Here is a 17,611-nt window from a genome sequence, read left to right as displayed (position 1 = left end):
GGTTCCTCTCAGTTCAGCTGCCAGGGAAAAGTCGCGATGAAGACCGCAGCGGAGGCCGCGATGAACAGGACGATGAAGACGATGTCGCGCGGGCGGAAGGGCACGAGGTGCCGCTCCGTCCGCGTGGGATGCGCCCCGAACGCGCGCGAGTCCATCGCGAGTGCGACGCGCTCGGCATGCCGGATGGCCCCGGCGAGCAGCGGCACGATGTACCCCCAGCCGCGGGCGATGCGCGCGAACGGACCGCGGCCGCCGTGATGGCCCCGGACGCGGTGCGCGGCCCGGATCACGGCCAACTCGTGTCCGAAGCGCGGCACGAACCGATAGGCGGCCAGCGCCGTGTAGCCGATGCGGTAGGGGACGCGCAACTGCTGGATGCCGGCACGCACGAGGTCCGGACCGGTCGTCGTGAGCCCGCCGATCAACGCGAGGGCGAGGATGCTCCCCAGACGCAGCGCCGTCGCGAAACCGATCTGCAGCGCCCCCGTGTACAGGGTCCACCCGCCGACCCTCAGGACGGGGGCGGTGGTCTCGACGAGCGCCCCATCCACCCAGACCGAGAACCCGGAGCCGATCACGAGCAGCCCTGCCGGGACGGCGACGAACAGCAGCAGGGCCGTTCGCCGAGTGAGGCGGGCGCCGATGAGCAGGAGCGCGTAACCGAGGATGAGGAACGCCGCCGGTGTCGCCAGATCACGCACGAATACGAGCAGCAGCATCGCGGGCAGGGCGCCGGCGATCTTCGCGAGCGGGTTCAGATGATGCAGGAAGTGCCGAGCGGATGCCGGCGCGGTCGCCGTGTAGGGATCGACGGTGCGAGTGGGAGCGGTGATGGTCATCGGGCCCCCTCGGCGACGAGGGTGCGCAGGTGCGCCGGCAGAGCGCGCTGCAGGGCGGGCAGGCGCAGACCCGCAGACTCGAAGACGTCATCGGTGGCGAACAGGTCAGCCGTCCGGCCGGCGGCGTGCACGCGGCCGTCCGCGAGGATCACGGTGTGCGTGGTGCGGTCCACGACGAGCTGCAGGTCGTGCGTGACGACGACGATCGTGGTCCCGTCGGCGCGGAGGTCCGCGAGCAGGCCGAGCAACTCGGCGGCGCGTGCCCTGTCTTGTCCGAACGTCGGCTCATCCAGGGCGAGCACGCGCGGACGCGTGATGAGCGCGGTTCCGACGGACAGTCGCCGCTTCTCGCCTCCGGAGAGCAGGAACGGGTGCACGTCCGACTTGTGTTCGAGTCCGAAGCGCGTGAGCATCTCGCCCACGCGCGCGGCGATCTCGGCGTCATCCGCGCGCTGCAGACGGAGCCCGTGCGCGAGCTCATCGAACACGGTGTGCGCTATGAACTGGTGCTCGGGGTTCTGGAAGACGAACCCGATGCGTCCCGCGAGCTCGCGAGGGGATGCGGTGGCCGGGTCCAGGCCGGCGATGTCGACCTGCCGTTTCGGGGGAGGGACGACGCCTGCGAGCGCCTGGATGAGTGTGGTCTTGCCTGCGCCGTTCGCGCCGACGATCGCGGTGAGGGACCCGGCCGGGATATCGAGGTCGATGCCGTGCAGGATCTCGGACCTCCCGCGGCGGACGGTGAGCCCGCGCGCGCGGACCAGCGGCGCTCCGGACGGATGCAGGGAGAGATACCGGAGGTCTGGAGGATTCGGGTCGGTTCGCCCTGCAACCGCGATTTCGCCATGCAGATGGGCTTCGGGCAGTGCCGCTGCCAGCTCTTCGGGAGTCAGTGGCAGGGGCACCTCCTCGGAAAGGATGCCGCGGGCACGCAGCATCCGCCCTGCCAGTGCCGCCGCAGGAAGCCAGACGCCCATGTCGACCAACTCGTCCGTGTGGCCGCGCAGGATCTCGCCGACCGGGCCGTCGAACGCCAGCGCGCCGGCGCCGTCGAGCACGAGCACGCGGGTCGCCAAGCGCATGGCGGCATCCAGATTGTGTTCGACGAGCACGACCGCCCTGTCGTTCGCCGAGACCAGGTCGCCGAGCGCGTCGTACACGTCGTCGATGCCGCGCGGGTCGAGGTTCGCGGTCGGCTCGTCCAGCACGATCAGTGGCGACCCCATCGCGAGCGCGCACGCGATCGCGAGCCGCTGGCGTCCGCCTCCGGACAGACGATCGGGGTTCCAGTCGCGGCGATCCCACAGCCCGACGCGACGGAGAGCTGCCTCGGCGCGCGAGAGGACATCCGGCACCGGCAGCAGCAGGTTCTCCAAGGCGAACGCGACCTCATCGAGCAGGGTTCCGGTGACGAGCTGGGCATCCGGATCCTGGAAGACCATGGCGACATCGGTGCTGAGCGCGGCGACCGGGAAGCTCGCGGTGCTTCGGCCGTTGACCTCGACGGAGCCTGTGACCTCGGCGGGGACGGACTGCGGGATGAGTCCGTTCACCGCGAGCGTGAGCGTCGACTTCCCCGAGCCGCTCGGACCGAGGACCAGCACGACCTCGCCGGGGGAGACGTCGAACGAGACGCCCTGCGGGGAGGCGTGCGCAGCGCCGACGTGGGTGAGCGAGAGGTCACGCACGCGAAGCAGGGGCGCTGTTGTGCGCACGTGGACACCCCGGGGTCGGCGATTGGTATGCCTCTAACTTAGCCGAGCCTTACCTGACTCGCACGCCGGTCAGCGGGGTCGGGTGACGCCGGCCCGGCGCAGCGCGGTGCCGATCGAGAGCCCGACGGCGGTCCACGCCACAGGGCCCAGAACACTGATCACGAGATAGGTGATCTGCGCCCACGGATCGAGCGAGGCCATATCGGCGGCGAAGAACACGATGACCGCGACGAAGATGCCGATCACGCCGGCCGAGATTAAGAATCGCCATGCGCCCCACGCCCGATACCTGGTGAGCGCGGCGACGCCTTCCTGGATCGCGCCGAACAGCAGGGCGGTGCCGAGGAAACGCAGCGCCCACATCGGTGCGAACGCGCTGGAGATCAGCGCTGCGAAGACATGCGTGATGAGCGCGACGAACGGGCGGCGCAGAACCTCCTGAGCGATGATGCCTGGGAGCACGTGCGAGCCGAGCACCAGGCCGTACGCCCACGGAGCCAGAGCCAGAACGCCGGTCGTGACGAGCCCTGCAACGCCTCCGAGTATCCCCGTCGCGACCCCGATCGCGGCGCAGACGAGCAGCACGCGCGTGGGCAGGGCAGGACTCTTCGGCACCGATCCAGCCTATCTGCGCACCGCCGGGCAGGCGCCGTTCATCGCCCCGCCGGGCGCCGCTCGTCGCCCCGCCCGCGCCGCTCGTCGCACGGGCGGACGGGGCCGCGCACGCGGCATCCGTCCTGTTCCTAGCGTGGGGTCACGCAAAGACGCGCACCCCAGAGGAGAACCATGTCTGCATCCCAGCCGCACCCGCGCGGCACGGGCGTCGTCGACGACGAACCCGAGATCATCACCGACCCGTCCCTTCCGCCCGTGTCGCTCACAGAGGAGCAGGACGAGAGGACCAACCGCTGGACCTGGCCCAAGATCGTGCTGTGGTCCGCCATCGCGCTGCTCGGCGGCCTCGCCTGGGTCATGCTCGCGATCGTCCGTGGCGAGACCGTCAACGCGATCTGGTTCGTGTTCGCCGCGGTCTGCACCTACTTCATCGGCTACCGCTTCTACTCGAAGGTCATCGAGCGCTACATCACGCGCCCCAACGACAAGCGGGCGACCCCCGCCGAGGTGAAGCAGGACGGCAAGGACTACGTCCCCACCGACCGTCGCGTCCTGTACGGGCACCACTTCGCCGCGATCGCCGGCGCAGGTCCGCTCGTCGGTCCGGTCCTCGCCGCGCAGATGGGCTATCTCCCCGGCACGATCTGGATCATCGTCGGCGTCGTGCTGGCCGGCGCCGTCCAGGACTACACGGTGCTGTTCTTCTCGATGCGCCGCGGCGGCCGCACGATCGGCCAGATGGCGCGGCAGGAGCTCGGCAAGATCGGCGGATCCGCGGCGATCATCGCCTCGCTGCTGATCATGCTGATCATCGTCGCGATCCTCGCCCTCGTCGTCGTCAACGCCCTCGGTGAGAGCCCGTGGGGCGTCTTCTCCGTCGCGATGACCATTCCGATCGCGTTGTTCATGGGCGTCTACCTGCGCTTCCTGCGCCCTGGGAAGGTCACCGAGGTCTCGATCATCGGCTTCGTGCTGCTGCTCGGTGCGATCATCGCCGGCGGCTGGGTCGCGAGCACCGAATGGGGCGTCGCGATGTTCCACCTCGATCGTGAGGTGATCGCGTGGGGCATCATCGTCTACGGCTTCATCGCCGCGATCCTGCCGGTGTGGCTGCTGCTCGCTCCGCGCGACTACCTGTCGACGTTCATGAAGATCGGCGTCATCGTCATGCTGGCCGGCGCGATCATCCTCGTACGTCCCGAGATCACGGTCCCCGCGGTCTCGATCTTCGGTGAGAACGGCATGGGCCCGGTGTTCGCAGGTCCCCTGTTCCCGTTCCTGTTCGTCACGATCGCGTGCGGTGCACTGTCGGGCTTCCACGCCCTGATCTCGTCCGGGACGACGCCGAAGCTCATCGAGAAGGAGCGCCAGACGCGCTTCATCGGCTACGGCGGGATGCTCATGGAATCCTTCGTCGCGATCATGGCGCTCGTCGCCGCGATCTCGATCGATCAGGGCATCTACTTCGCGATGAACGCTCCGGCCGCGGTCACAGGCGGAACGGTCGAGGGTGCTGTCGCCTTCGTGAACTCGCTCGGCTTGACCGGGGTGAACATCACGCCGGAGATCCTGACGAACACCGCGGCGGCGGTCGGTGAGGAGTCGGTCGTCTCGCGCACCGGCGGTGCGCCGACCCTCGCGCTGGGGCTGGCGACGATCATGCAGCAGGCGCTCGGTGGTGAGGCGCTGATGGCGTTCTGGTACCACTTCGCGATCATGTTCGAGGCGCTGTTCATCCTGACGGCCGTGGATGCCGGAACCCGCGTCGCGCGCTTCATGCTGCAGGACACCATCGGTGCATGGGTGCCGAAGTTCCGCGACGTCTCGTGGCGCCCCGGTGTGTGGATCTGCACGGCGATCATGGTCGCCGGATGGGGATGGATCCTCATCCTCGGTGTGACCGATCCGCTCGGCGGCATCAACACCTTCTTCCCGCTGTTCGGAATCGCCAACCAGCTCCTGGCGGCGATCGCGCTCGCCGTGGTGCTGGCGATCGTGGCCAAGCGCGGCAAGAGCTACGTGAAGTGGCTGTGGATCATCGCGCTGCCGCTCGCCTTCACGGCCGTCGTCACGATCACGGCGTCCATGTACAAGATCTTCTCGCCGATCCCGGCGATCGGATACTGGGCGAATCACTTCAAGTACGTGGCCGCGCGCGATGCCGGAGACGACGCGCTCGGTGCGCCCGAGGTCGTGGATGCCGTGATCCGCAACACCGCGGTGCAGGGCACGCTCTCGATCATCTTCGTCGTGCTGACGATCGTCGTGATGGTGGTGGCGATCAGCGTCACGATCAAGGCGATCCGCAACGGCGGGGGCGAGAACACCGAGGATGCCCCCGTGGCGTCGCGCCGCTACGCACCGGCCGGGTTCATCCCGACGGCTGCGGAGCGCGAACTCGAGAAGAAGTGGGAGCCGATCCTCGCCGAGGAGCGCGCGGCGGCGCGTCACTGACATGGTCGACATGACGACACGGACGGATGCCGTGGCCGGCCCGATGCACGCGATCATCGCGTTCATCCGTCGGGCAGGCCGCGGCATCCGCTGGTATGTCACGAATCTGATGGGCGACAGCGCCTACGCGACGTACGTCGCCCATCAGCGTCGCCAGCATCCGGACGAGGAGCCGATGACCGAGCGGCAGTTCTGGCGCCAGAAGATGGATGACCAGGACCGCAACCCGGGAGCACGCTGCTGCTGACCGGGTACGGATCTAGGCTGTTGGCATGACCGACGCCGTCGTCCTCGCCGCTCTCGTGGGCGTGGTCGCCGGCATCCTGCTCACGGTGCTGCTCGTGCTGGCTCGGCGCCTCGCCCGAGGCGGTGCGGACCTGGGCAGCGACGCGGATCGAGCAGCACACGAGGCGCTGCATCAGGCGAGCCTCGCCGCGCGGCACCTGCGCGGCGGGCTCGCCGCACCGGATGCCGCGCGGGCGGCCCGTCACCTGCGCGTGCTGCTCGGCAGCGCGGCGGTCGCACTCGTGGACGACACGGATGCCGTGGCGTTCGACGGGCCGTCGGATGGACTCGAGTCCGCGGCCGTGCGTATCGCTCGCCGTATGCGCGACACCGGGCGGCGCCAGGTGTTCCCGAAGCGGGATGACGCCGACGACGACCTCGAAGCGGTGGGCGCGCCCATCGTCGTCGACGGACAGGTGATCGGCGTCGTGGTGGCGTTCGCCGCACCGGTGCGCGCCGCGCTGGTGCGTGCGGCGGCGGAGGTCGCGGACTGGTGCGCGGCTCAGGTCGAGCTCGGCGGGCTGGATGCCTCGCGCACGGCCCTCGCAGAGGCGGAGCTGCGGTCGCTGCGCGCGCAGATCTCCCCGCATTTCATCTACAACGCGCTCACCGCGATCGCCTCGTTCATCCATGCCGACCCCGACCGCGCCCGGGACCTCGTGCTCGATTTCGCCGACTTCACTCGATACTCGTTCCGTCGTCAGGGCGAGTTCACGACCGTCGCCGAGGAACTCGGCAGCATCCACCACTACCTCACCCTCGAGCGGGCCCGTTTCGGCGATCGGCTCGAGGTGACGCTGCGCATCGCGCCGGAGACGCTGGCCACCGTCATCCCGTTCCTGTCGGTCCAGCCGCTCGTCGAGAACGCGGTGCGGCACGGGCTCGAGCCCGGCGAGGGCGGCGGCATGATCCGCATCATCGCCGACGACGCCACGACGCACACCGAGATCACGGTCGAGGACGACGGGGTCGGGATGGACCCGCAGGTGCTGCGCGCGCTCCTGGACTCCGCGGACGACGGCGCACATGTCGGGCTGCGCAACGTCGACACCCGGCTGCGTCAACTGTACGGTCCGGACGGCGGACTGGTCGTCGAGACCAATGTCGGCGCGGGTACCCTGGTGCGGATGCGGATCCCGAAGTCGCAGCCGCTGCACGATCTGGAATCGGGGTGAGCCGATGACCGATGTGCTCGTCGCGGATGATGAGCGCCCCGCGCTGGATGAGATCGTGCACCTGCTGCGCGCGGACCCCAGGATCGGCGAGATCCTGACCGCCTCTTCGGGGGCGCAGGCGCTCGCGCTGTTGTCGGAGCGCGCGGTCGCGATCGCCTTCCTCGACATCCACATGCCCGGTCTGGGAGGACTCGAGCTCGCCCGCGCCGTCTCAGCCCTCGCCGACCCGCCGGCGATCGTCTTCGTCACCGCCGATGACGCGCGCGCGGTCGACGCGTTCGATCTGCGCGCCGCGGATTATCTGCTCAAGCCGCTTCGCGCCGAGCGGCTTCGGCGAGCGATCGACCGCGTGATCGAGCTGGGCGGGACGGCTGCGCGCGCCGACGACGAGGTGCTGCCGGTGACCGTCGGAGCGTCCGTGCGCTTCGTGAACCGTTCGGATGTCCGCTGGGTGCAGGCGCAGGGCGACTACTCGCGTCTGCACACCGGTGACGGCATCGGACATCTGGTCCGCATTCCGATCTCCGAACTCGAACAGCGCTGGGCGGATGCCGGGTTCCTGCGCGTCCACCGCTCCTACCTGGTCGCCGGCGGCGCCGTCACCGAGGCGCGGCTGTCCGGCGCCGAACCATCCGTCTCGGTCGATGCGATCGTGCTGCCCGTCTCCCGGCGGCTGCTGCCGGGAGTCCGGGACGCGCTCGTCCGTCAAGGGCACTCGCGATGAGCCCTGTCGATCCACCTCGGCGTGTGCGCGTCACCGGACGCCAGCCCGCACGCCAGACCCGCTGGACGTCATCGACCCGCGGGATCGCCCTCCCCGGCGCCACGGCGGACGATGCGGATGCCGTGTACGCCCGCGCACTGCGGCGCAGCCAGCTGCGACTCGCGCTCGGCACGGTCGCCGGGTTCGTGGTGGTGGCCACCGCGCTCACACTCGTGCTCGCGCTCATCCCGGAGATCGACCAGATCGTCCTGGTGGGGCTGCCGCTGTCGTGGGTGCTGCACGCGTTCGCGTTCTATCCGATCATCGTGGTCTTCGGCATCCTGTACGCCAGAGGCGCGGCACGCAACGAGCATCGCTATCGAACTCTGCGGGATCGCGGATGAACCCGGTCCTCGACCTCGTCGGCGTCGCCTTCATCGTGATCGCGACGCTGCTGATCGGCGTGTACGGTCTGCGGGTGTCCCGCACGACGAGCGATTTCTTCGTGGCGTCGCGCACGGTGCGTCCGGTGTGGAACGCGTCGGCCATCAGCGGCGAGTACCTCTCGGCAGGGACGTTCCTCGGGCTGTCCGGGCTGGTGCTGCTCGACGGGTCCCGCGGGTTCTGGTTCCCGATCGGGTACGCCGCGGGATATCTGCTCGTGCTGGTGTTCGCCGCGGCGCCGCTCAGGCGCAGCGGCGCCTACACGATCCCGGATTTCGTCGAGGCCCGGCTCGAATCCCGGCGGGCGCGGCGCGTGACCAGCCTCGCCGTCCTGATCATCGGCTGGCTCTACATCGTGCCGCAGCTGCATGGCGCCGGCATCACGCTCGTCGTCGTCGCCGGCCTCCCGCAGTGGGTCGGCGAAGTGGCGATCGCGGTGCTGGTCGCGGCATCCGTCGCCGCCGGAGGCATGCGCGCGATCACGTACGTGCAGGCGTTCCAGTACTGGCTGAAGCTCGCGGCGCTTCTCATCCCGGTGTTCGTGATCGCGTTCGCCCTGACCGGCGGACCGCACGAGATCGACCCGGCGATGATCTTCCCCGCCGAGGCCGGCCCAGCCGGTCTGGATGCCTACGAGACCGTGTCGCTGATGGTGGCGCTGCTGCTGGGGACGATGGGGCTGCCGCATGTGCTCGTGCGCTTCTACACCAGCCCCACCGGCGTCTCGGCGCGGCAGACGACCGTCCTCGTGGTCGTCATGGTGAGCGCGTTCTACGCCGTGTCCAGCGCGATGGGCCTGCTGGCGCGGATCGCCGCGCCCGACCTCGCGCGGCCGGGCGTCGCCGACACCGTGGCGCTCGTGCTGCCGTCGCGGGTGCTGCCAGGCATCGTCGGGGAGCTGCTCACCGCACTGATCGTCGCCGGTGCCTTCGCGGCGTTCCTCGCGACATCCGCCGGGCTGGTCGTGTCGCTGGCCGGGGTCGTGAGCCAGGACCTCTTCTCGGGATCGGTGCGCTCGTTCCGGCTGTCGGCGGTGCTCTGCAGCGCGGTGCCTCTGGCATTCGCGCTCGTGACGATCCCCGCGGGGCTCGGCTCCAGCGTCGGAGTCGTGTTCGTCTTCGCGGCGTCCTGTCTGTCGCCGATCGTCCTCCTGGGGGTGTGGTGGCGTCGGTTGACGGCGCGGGGAGCGATCGCGGGCATGGTCACCGGCGGCGTGTCGTGCGCTCTCGCCTTCCTCGTGCACGGCGCCGTGAACGGCGTCGGTGCCGCGGCTCCGTTCCTCGCGCAGCCGGCGGCATGGACTATCCCGCTCGCGACCGCCGTCGCCGTGTCCGTCTCGCTGCTGGACCCGCGCGGGGCGCCACCGCGCGCCGACCGCTATCTCGATCGACTGCACACGCCGGAGCGAATATAGACATTCGTCTCTGGTGGACTGTCCCCGGTTCGCACTACCGTGATCGACGGTGCGGCAACGATGTCGCACCTCGACCATCAGGAGAGACCCATGGGACGAACCCCTCTCCGACTGGCAGCGGCCGCAACCCTGGCCGTGTTGTTCGTCGGATCAACCGCAACCGCAGGCTTCGCGGCAGAGGGGGTGACACATCCCGCCCCCGTCGAGGGGACCCCCGGCCACTACATCGTGGTCATGAAGGGCGATCCGCTGGCCACCTACACCGGTGACGTCGACGGACTGCGCGCCACCAAGCCCGAGAAGGGCACGCAGCTCGACGCCCGGTCCGGCAACTCGCAGAAGTACATCGCGCACCTCAAGAACGAGCAGCGCAAGCTCGCCAAGGACGCCGGCGTCGCTCCGGACACCACCTATCAGGTCACCCTCAACGGCTTCAGCGCCGACCTCACCGGCGCGCAGGTCGACGCGCTGCGTTCCTCGAAGGACGTCCTCGGCGTCTTCCCCGATGAGATCCGGCATCCGGATGCCGTGTCCTCGACCGACTTCCTCGGGCTCGGCGATGACAGCACAGGTGCCGGCGGGCTGTGGGAGCAGACCGGCGGCGTCGACAACGCAGGCGAGGGCGTCGTCGTGGGTGTCATCGACACCGGCATCGCACCGGAGAACCCGTCGTTCGCGGGTGACAAGCTCAAGAAGAAGGACCACAAGAAGAGCGAGGGTCAGCCGTACAGCGACAAGACCCACGTCTACTACGAGAAGTCCGACGGCGGCACGTTCCGCAGCCCGATCGTGACCGGCCAGGAGTGGGACAAGCAGGCGTACTCGACGAAGCTCGTCGGCGCGCAGTACTTCTCCTCCGGCGCAGAGGCCGCCGGATTCGACTTCCAGTACGACTACCTCTCTCCGCGAGACGGCGACGGACACGGTTCGCACACCGCCAGCACGGCGGCGGGCAACTTCGGCGTCCCGGCATCCGTCTCGGGTGTCGACTTCGGCACGATCTCGGGCGTCGCCCCCGCGGCCAAGGTGGCCGCGTACAAGGCCTGCTACGTCGGCCCTGACGTGACGGTCAGCACCGACGACATCTGCGCGCTGAGCGACCTCATCGCCGCGATCGACCAGGCCGTCGCCGATGGCGTCGACGTGATCAACTATTCGATCGGAGGCGGTGCAGCCACCACCGTGCTCGCACCCGACGACATCTCGTTCTTCAACGCGGCAGCGGCCGGTGTGTTCGTATCCGTGAGCGCCGGCAACGACGGTCCTGACGCAGCGACCGCCGACCACGCCTCGCCCTGGTACACGACCGTCGCCGCATCGACCATCCCGACCTGGGAGGGCACCGTCACGTTCGACGGCTTCGCCGAGGCCGGAGCAAGCGTCTCGGTCCCGTTCGGCGAAAGCGTCACAGGGCCGTCGATCTACGCCGGCGACGCCGCCGCAGCCGAAGGTGCTGCGCTGTGCCTCCCCGGCAGCCTCGACCCGGCCAAGGTCGCCGGACACATCGTGGTGTGCGACCGCGGTGAGAACGCGCGCGCCGAGAAGTCGCAGGTCGTGAAGGATGCCGGAGGCATCGGAGTCGTTCTCGTGAACGTCCCCGGTGCAGCGGACTCGCTCGACAACGACTTCCACGTCGTGCCGACGATCCACCTCGGATCCGTGCACCGCGAAGCCGTCCTCGCCTATGTGCAGGGCGGCACAGACCGTCCGATCACACTGGTCGGCGAGAACACCACCGGTGAAGAGACGCCGACGCCGCAGATTGCCGGATTCTCGAGCCGCGGCCCGACGTACGCCGATGGCACGGATGTCATGAAGCCCGACATCGCCGCACCAGGTGTTGCGATCCTCGCTGCGACGCACAACGCCGCCGGAGCGGAGTCGACCTACGGCATCCTGTCCGGCACGTCGATGGCGGCACCCCACATCGCCGGCCTCGGTGCTCTGTACCTGTCGGAGCGTCCGAATGCCGCGCCGTCGGAGATCAAGTCCGCGATGATGACCACCGCCTCGAACACGGTCAAGGCCGATGGATCCGAGAACACGGACCCGTTCGAGCAGGGCGCCGGTCAGGTCGAGCCGACCCGCTTCTTCGAGCCGGGGATGCTGTACCTCAACGGCCCGGCCGACTGGGCGGCGTTCCTCGAGGGCAAGCAGCTCGCGGAGTTCGACGGCATCGACCCGATCGACGGGAGCGACCTCAACCTCGCGTCCATCTCGATCGGCACGCTGACCAGCGCACAGACGGTGACGCGGACCGTCACGTCGACCGCCGCGGGAACCTACACGGCATCCGCTGAGGTCCCCGGTCTCGACGTGACGGTCGAGCCGTCGACGCTCACGTTCGGTGCCGCCGGCGAGACCGCGACCTTCACGGTCACGGTCGACAATGCCGACGCTCCCGTCGAGCAGTGGGCGACCGGTTCGCTCACCTGGTCGGGGGAGGATCGAGAGGTCCGCTCGCCGATCGCCGTGTTCCCGGTGACGGCGGACGCTCCGGCCGAGGTCACGGGTACCGGTGTCGATGGCAGCACCACGGTGGAGGTCACGCCCGGTCTGACCGGCGATCTGCCGCTCACGCTGTCCGGGCTGACGCCGTTCGAGCTGCTGGTCGACGAGGCCAACCCTGTCGCGGGGCATTCGGGTGACGAGAACTCCGGCGATGCGAACAAGAACGTGTCCTGGATCGTCGACGTTCCGGAGGGGACGACCCTCTCGCGCTTCGACCTGGACTCGTCGGACGACGAGGGCAGCGACCTCGACCTCACGGTGTACCGCGTCGTGAGCCCGGACGACCTGCGCTACTACCAGGTGTGGCAGTCGGCATCGGGGTCCGCGGATGAGCGGGTCACGGTCGCGGCTCCCACGGCGGGCACGTACCGCGTGGTCGCGAACGTGTACTCCACGACCCGCCCGATGACGTGGGACATGACCTACGCCAACGTGCAGCCGGAGGGTGAAGGCGCGTTCACGGCGACGCCGAACCCGCTGGATGCGCTGCGCGGTGAGAAGACCGGCTACGACGTCTCGTGGTCGGGTCTGACCGCGGGCACGCGCTACCTGGGTGTCGTGCAGTACGGCGACTCGGCGGTGCGCTCGGTCGTCACCGTCGACGCGGAGTAATCACGATCAGAGCGGGGCGGATGCTGCGGCATCCGCCCCGCTCTCGCGTGAACCCCTTGTCGACTTCGTAGATATGTTCTCAACTGAAGCACGGCATTCCGGCGATCCCGCGGGCTGCCGGACTCTCAGATCCGCCGTCGGCGCGGCATCAGCCGCACATTGGGCAGCTCCGGCGCTGGGATGCGCTCGTCGCCGTGCGTCACGACATGTCCGAATCTCGCCGATCCACGCTCCCAGTCATCCCTGGCGTCGACGATCTCGTCGTGCGTGCGGGCGGCGAAGTTCCACCACATCACGAGGTCCTCCTCGAACGGTTCGCCGCCGAGCAGGAACAGCAGGGCGCCGGTCTCGCTGACTACAGACACCTCGTCGCGCGAATCGCCGAGATAGAGCATCGTGTTGCGCTCGAGCACGACACGTTCGATCGTTGCGTCGCCCTCGACGAGGACGACACCGTGCTCCCATTCGCGATTCAGCGGCAGGTCGATCGTGCTGCCGGCGGGCACTGAGATCTCGGCTCCCACGATGGGCGTGAACACCGTCGCAGGGGAGCGGACGCCTGCGAACTCTCCGAGCACGACGGTGGCCGCAGCGCCGTGCTCCAGGGGCACCGTCGGAAGAGACGCATGCTGCTCGAAGCCGCCGTCGCCATGACGCGCCGACTCGGGCAGGACGACCCAGAACTGCAGCGCATCCAACGGGATCGGATCTTCGCCGAGCGAATATTCGGAGTGCGAGATGCCGTCCCCGGCCGTCATCAGGTTGAGCTGCCCACGGCGCAGCGTCACGTCGCTGTCGACCGAGTCGCGATGGCGCATGTCGCCGACGAGCGGCCACGTCACCGTCTGCAGTCCGATGTGAGGGTGCGGTTCGACGCGCATGCGCACCGGGCCGGGACCGAAGCGATCGAGGAAGCACCACGCTCCGACCGTCGGCAGGTCCTTGTCGGGCAGCGTCCGAAGCACGTTCATCGCGCGGACACCGCCGAGCGGCACCTCACGCGGTTCGAGCGGGATGCTTCGCTGCCCGATCATGCGCCGGGGACCTGCGGCCAGCGAATGTCGGCGCCTTCGACCTCGTGCTTCTTGAGGTAGGCGGCGATGTACGGGCAGTACGGCACGATCGTGTCGCCAGAGGCCGCCGCATCCTTCAGCGCGTCTGCGGCAAGCGTGCCGGCGAGCCCTCTGCCCTGGAATGCCGGGTCGACCTCGGTGTGCGTGAAGAGGATCTCCCCGCTGCGAAGTTCGAACTCCGCGAATCCGGCGAGCGTGTCCCCGAGCCGGATCTCGTAGCGGGAGCCTTCGTCGTCGCGGGTGACGGTGATGTCTTCGGTCATGGCTGCTCCTTCGCGTCTGCATCCACACTAGGACGCCTGTGGACGACTCGGGCGGGTGTCCGTCCGGCCGGTTACGCTGGAGGGATGCCGCAGACTCCCCGTGACCCGTACGAGGACCTGCCCTTCGCCGATGAGCCGTGGGACAACGCGTACCCTCCTGAGCCCATGGACTGGGAACCGCAGGCCGACGGCTGGGAGCCACCGCTGGACTGGGGGCCCGGGCCTTCGACGCCCGTCAGCACCGTGCCGACGACATCCCCATCCGCGGCGACACCGTCCCGCTATCCGACCGCGCTCGAGGCACTGCACACCGTCTTCGGATACGACGCCTTCCGCGGAGATCAGGCCGCGATCGTCGAGCAGGTGATCTCCGGGGGAGACGCCGTCGTGCTGATGCCCACCGGCGGCGGCAAGTCGATCACCTATCAGGTGCCGGCCCTCGTCCGCGAGGGCACCGGTCTCGTCATCAGCCCGCTGATCGCACTCATGCACGACCAGGTCGACGCCCTCCGCGCGAACGGCGTGCGGGCCGCTTACCTGAACTCGACGCAGTCGCCTTCCGAGCGCGCGCAGGTCGAGCGCGACTATCTCACCGGCCAACTCGATCTCATCTACGTGGCTCCGGAGCGGCTCTCCAGCCCCGCGACGACGGCACTGCTGCAGCGCGGAACGCTCAGCGTGATCGCGATCGACGAGGCGCACTGCGTGTCGCAATGGGGCCACGACTTCCGCCCCGACTACCTCGCGCTCGGCGACCTCGGTGAGCGCTTCCCCGGGGTGCCGCGCATGGCGCTCACCGCGACCGCGACGCATGCCACGCACAAAGAGATCACCGAGCGGCTCGACCTCGGCCGTGCGCAGCACTTCGTGGCGAGCTTCGATCGCCCCAACATCCAGTACCGAATCGTGCCGAAGGTCGAACCGCGCAAGCAGCTCGTGGCGTTCATCCGCTCGATGGATGCCGGAGCAGCCGGCATCGTCTACGCGCTCAGCCGCAAGTCGGTCGAGCAGACCGCGGATCACCTCGCCGCGCAGGGTTTCGACGCGCTGCCGTACCACGCCGGCCTCCCGGCCGAGGTGCGCGCAGCGAATCAGGCGCGGTTCCTGCGTGACGATGGCGTCGTCATGGTCGCCACCATCGCGTTCGGCATGGGCATCGACAAGCCGGACGTCCGCTTCGTCGCCCACATCGATCTGCCCAAATCCGTCGAGGGCTATTACCAGGAGACCGGTCGCGCCGGCCGCGACGGCGAACCATCCGTCGCGTGGATGGCCTACGGCCTCGGCGACGTGGTGCAGCAGCGCCGGATGATCGACCAGAGCCCCGGCGACCGCACATTCAAGATGCGTCTCGGCCAGCACCTCGACGCCATGCTCGCCCTCTGCGAGACCGTCGCGTGCCGCCGGCAGAACCTGCTCGGCTACTTCGGACAGGAATCCTCGCCGTGCGGCAACTGCGACACCTGCCTCGAACACCCCGAGACCTTCGACGGGCTGATCCCCGCGCAGAAGCTGCTGTCGACGGTCGTGCGGCTCAAGCGCGAGCGCAACCAGGCGTTCGGCGCCGGACATCTCATCGACATCCTCCGCGGCGCGTCGAACGACCGCATCCGAAAGTTCGGCCACGACCAGCTCGCCACCTACGGCATCGGCGGCGACCTGTCCGATCAGGACTGGCGCAGCGTCGTCCGGCAGCTGCTCGCACGGGGCATCCTGGTCGCGCAGGGCGACTACGGCACGCTCGCGCCGGGGGATGCCGCGGCCGGAGTGCTCAAGGGTGAGACCGCTGTGCCGCTGCGAAAGGACACGATCGGTCGGGTCAGTACCGCCAGGGTGCGGAAGACCTCGGCTGCCGCATCGGTCGCAGAGGGCGACCAGGGCCTTTTCGAGGCGCTGCGGTCGTGGCGCGCCGAGACGGCACGCGAACAGGGCGTGCCCGCCTACATCGTCTTCGGCGATGCGACGCTTCGCGCGCTCGCCGAGAGTCGACCGGCGTCGCCCGCCGCGCTCGACGGGATCACCGGCATCGGTGCGAAGAAACGCGAGGCCTACGGCGACGCCGTCCTCGCGGTCATCGCGGGGGCGTGACCCGAGCTCTCACGCACCCGGCAGCACATCCTCCAGGTGCGCGGCGAGATGCTCGGCGACGTCGACGGCATCCCGGTCGTACAGCCACTGGTACTGCAGCCCGTCCCACAGCGAGGTCAGCCAGATCGCCTCGTGCTCCGGGTCCCGATGCGCCGGCATCGCCCCGTCGGACTGCGCGCCGCGGAACAGTTCGGTGAAGTGGTCGATCGTCCGCGTGAACCGCGAACGAAAGTACTCGTGCGCGGGGTGCGACGCGGGCACCGCTTCGCACGACAGCACGGCGTAGACCTCGATCAGGCCCGGTGACGTCGCCGCGTTCTCGGCGGCGCCGCGCGGCAGCGCCCGCAGTTCCTCGGCTGCCGTTTCGGCTGGAGCATAGGACGGGCGCGATCGGATCGTCCGATCCCGCTCGGCGAGCACTGCGCCGAGCAGCGCCTCCTTCGTCGGGTAGTGATGCATGAGCGTCGACTTCGACACTCCGACCTTCTCGGCGATCTCGCGCAGGCTCGTGTCGCCGTAGCCGTCGGCGGCGAAAAGGGCCATCGCATCCGTGACGATCTTGGCGCGCTTGATCCGACCGGATGCGTACCCGGACTCCTCCTCAGCGGGGAACGATTCTGCCAGCGGGCGAAACGCGGCGTCGACGCCGGACGGCGCCGGCTCCTCCGGTGAACGCCAGCCCACGGGCAGCGCCCACATCGCCGCGTGCTCCTCGAGCATCGAAACGACGCCGACGCGCTCCGGCAGGTATTGCTCGAGCAGCTGCAATCCGTCCCACGCGGCCGTCATCCGCACAGCTTCACCGAAAGGGTCCCGGTCGTCGGAGAGGATGCCGTGATGCACGGCATCCTCCATCGCGTCACCGGTCACGGCCGTGATGCGGGCGTAGCGCTCGCGCATCATGTCGTGCGCCGGGTGCGAAGGCGTCGAGGCCTCGCCCATCAGTGCGGCATACAGGGCGAGGTAGCCGCGCGTCTTCTCGTTGCGCTTGGCGATCTCGATGAACGGAAGCGCGCCCGGTTCTCCTGCGGCGACGACCTCCTCGTACGCCTCGACGTTCGCGTCTTCGAGGCTCTCCACGACCGTCGCGAGCAGCTCGTCCTTGGTCGAGAAGTGCTTGAGCAGCCCGGGGTGGCTGACACCGGCCGTCACGGCGATGCCGCGCAGCGATGTCGAGCGGTAGCCGTAGGCGATGAACATCTCGCGCGCGGCGAGGACGATCCGGGCGCGCGTCTGCTCGGTGCTCGCCTTGCGAGCGCGCGGTACGGCAACGATCATCCGGTCCTCCTGCAGCATCCTATCGAGTCGGGGTTACCAGCCAGACTGATTTCAGTTACCAAACGGTCGGGTTTGATGTATTCTCGTGGATGCAGCCGCGTCGCAGAGGACAAGCGGCACACCCGAGAGGACTCATCCCATG

General features: G+C 69.1%; 14 protein-coding genes. 8 read left to right on the top strand and 6 right to left on the bottom strand.

Annotated features, from left to right (window positions below):
• Positions 1-8: 8 nt before the first annotated feature.
• The 3 genes from ACFCYE_RS00115 to ACFCYE_RS00105 all read right to left on the bottom strand — a co-directional run bounded on the left by ACFCYE_RS00115 (position 9) and on the right by ACFCYE_RS00105 (position 3,169).
• Complete coding sequence (locus ACFCYE_RS00115) at positions 9-839, bottom strand: energy-coupling factor transporter transmembrane component T (protein WP_376175473.1); 831 nt, start codon at positions 837-839, stop codon at positions 9-11.
• The gene (locus ACFCYE_RS00110) at positions 836-2,554 is read right to left on the bottom strand and encodes an ABC transporter ATP-binding protein (protein WP_376175472.1); all 1,719 of its coding nucleotides are present in this window, start codon (positions 2,552-2,554) and stop codon (positions 836-838) included. The genes ACFCYE_RS00115 and ACFCYE_RS00110 overlap by 4 nt, the downstream gene beginning before the upstream one ends.
• Positions 2,555-2,623: 69 nt before the next feature.
• A complete protein-coding gene (locus tag ACFCYE_RS00105; protein WP_376175471.1) occupies positions 2,624-3,169 on the bottom strand; it encodes an ECF transporter S component in 546 nt (181 codons plus the stop codon).
• A gap of 171 nt (positions 3,170-3,340) precedes the next feature.
• Between ACFCYE_RS00105 and ACFCYE_RS00100 the strand changes: the two genes are divergently transcribed.
• From ACFCYE_RS00100 to ACFCYE_RS00070, 7 genes are all read left to right on the top strand, one after another.
• Entirely contained in the window at positions 3,341-5,623 is a 2,283-nt protein-coding gene (locus ACFCYE_RS00100; protein ID WP_376175470.1) for a carbon starvation CstA family protein, read from the top strand.
• A 10-nt stretch (positions 5,624-5,633) separates the two neighbouring features.
• Positions 5,634-5,870: a YbdD/YjiX family protein gene (locus ACFCYE_RS00095; RefSeq protein WP_376175468.1), complete on the top strand. Its 237-nt coding sequence runs from the start codon at positions 5,634-5,636 to the stop codon at positions 5,868-5,870.
• 25 nt (positions 5,871-5,895) lie between these two features.
• Entirely contained in the window at positions 5,896-7,083 is a 1,188-nt protein-coding gene (locus ACFCYE_RS00090) for a sensor histidine kinase (protein WP_376175467.1), read from the top strand.
• Between the two features lie 4 nt (positions 7,084-7,087).
• Complete coding sequence (locus ACFCYE_RS00085; RefSeq protein ID WP_376175465.1) at positions 7,088-7,807, top strand: LytR/AlgR family response regulator transcription factor; 720 nt, start codon at positions 7,088-7,090, stop codon at positions 7,805-7,807.
• Entirely contained in the window at positions 7,804-8,190 is a 387-nt protein-coding gene (locus ACFCYE_RS00080) for a heavy metal transporter (RefSeq protein ID WP_376175464.1), read from the top strand. Before ACFCYE_RS00085 ends, ACFCYE_RS00080 begins: the two co-directional genes overlap by 4 nt.
• Entirely contained in the window at positions 8,187-9,644 is a 1,458-nt protein-coding gene (locus ACFCYE_RS00075) for a cation acetate symporter (RefSeq protein ID WP_376175463.1), read from the top strand. The genes ACFCYE_RS00080 and ACFCYE_RS00075 overlap by 4 nt, the downstream gene beginning before the upstream one ends.
• Before the next feature lie 90 nt (positions 9,645-9,734).
• Positions 9,735-12,767 carry a S8 family serine peptidase gene (locus tag ACFCYE_RS00070; RefSeq protein ID WP_376175462.1) on the top strand — a complete coding sequence of 1,011 codons (3,033 nt, stop codon included), beginning with the start codon at positions 9,735-9,737 and terminating at the stop codon, positions 12,765-12,767.
• A 125-nt stretch (positions 12,768-12,892) separates the two neighbouring features.
• Here the strand turns inward: ACFCYE_RS00070 and ACFCYE_RS00065 are convergent, their stop codons facing one another.
• Entirely contained in the window at positions 12,893-13,801 is a 909-nt protein-coding gene (locus tag ACFCYE_RS00065) for a pirin family protein (RefSeq protein ID WP_376175461.1), read from the bottom strand.
• Complete coding sequence (locus tag ACFCYE_RS00060) at positions 13,798-14,103, bottom strand: GNAT family N-acetyltransferase (protein ID WP_376175460.1); 306 nt, start codon at positions 14,101-14,103, stop codon at positions 13,798-13,800. The genes ACFCYE_RS00065 and ACFCYE_RS00060 overlap by 4 nt, the downstream gene beginning before the upstream one ends.
• 84 nt (positions 14,104-14,187) lie before the next feature.
• Here ACFCYE_RS00060 and recQ point away from each other — a divergent pair, with 84 nt between their 5' ends.
• A complete protein-coding gene (gene recQ / locus ACFCYE_RS00055; protein WP_376175458.1) occupies positions 14,188-16,191 on the top strand; it encodes a DNA helicase RecQ in 2,004 nt (667 codons plus the stop codon).
• Between the two features lie 9 nt (positions 16,192-16,200).
• On the opposite strand, the gene ACFCYE_RS00050 is transcribed toward recQ, so the two are convergent.
• Positions 16,201-17,469 (bottom strand): TetR/AcrR family transcriptional regulator, encoded by a 1,269-nt coding sequence (locus ACFCYE_RS00050; protein WP_376175456.1) that lies wholly within the window; start codon positions 17,467-17,469, stop codon positions 16,201-16,203.
• Positions 17,470-17,611 lie beyond the last annotated feature (142 nt).

Origin of the sequence: Microbacterium sp. NPDC056234 (assembly GCF_042267585.1) — a bacterium.
Lineage (GTDB): Bacteria > Actinomycetota > Actinomycetes > Actinomycetales > Microbacteriaceae > Microbacterium.
This window is presented reverse-complemented; position numbering and strand designations above follow the sequence as displayed.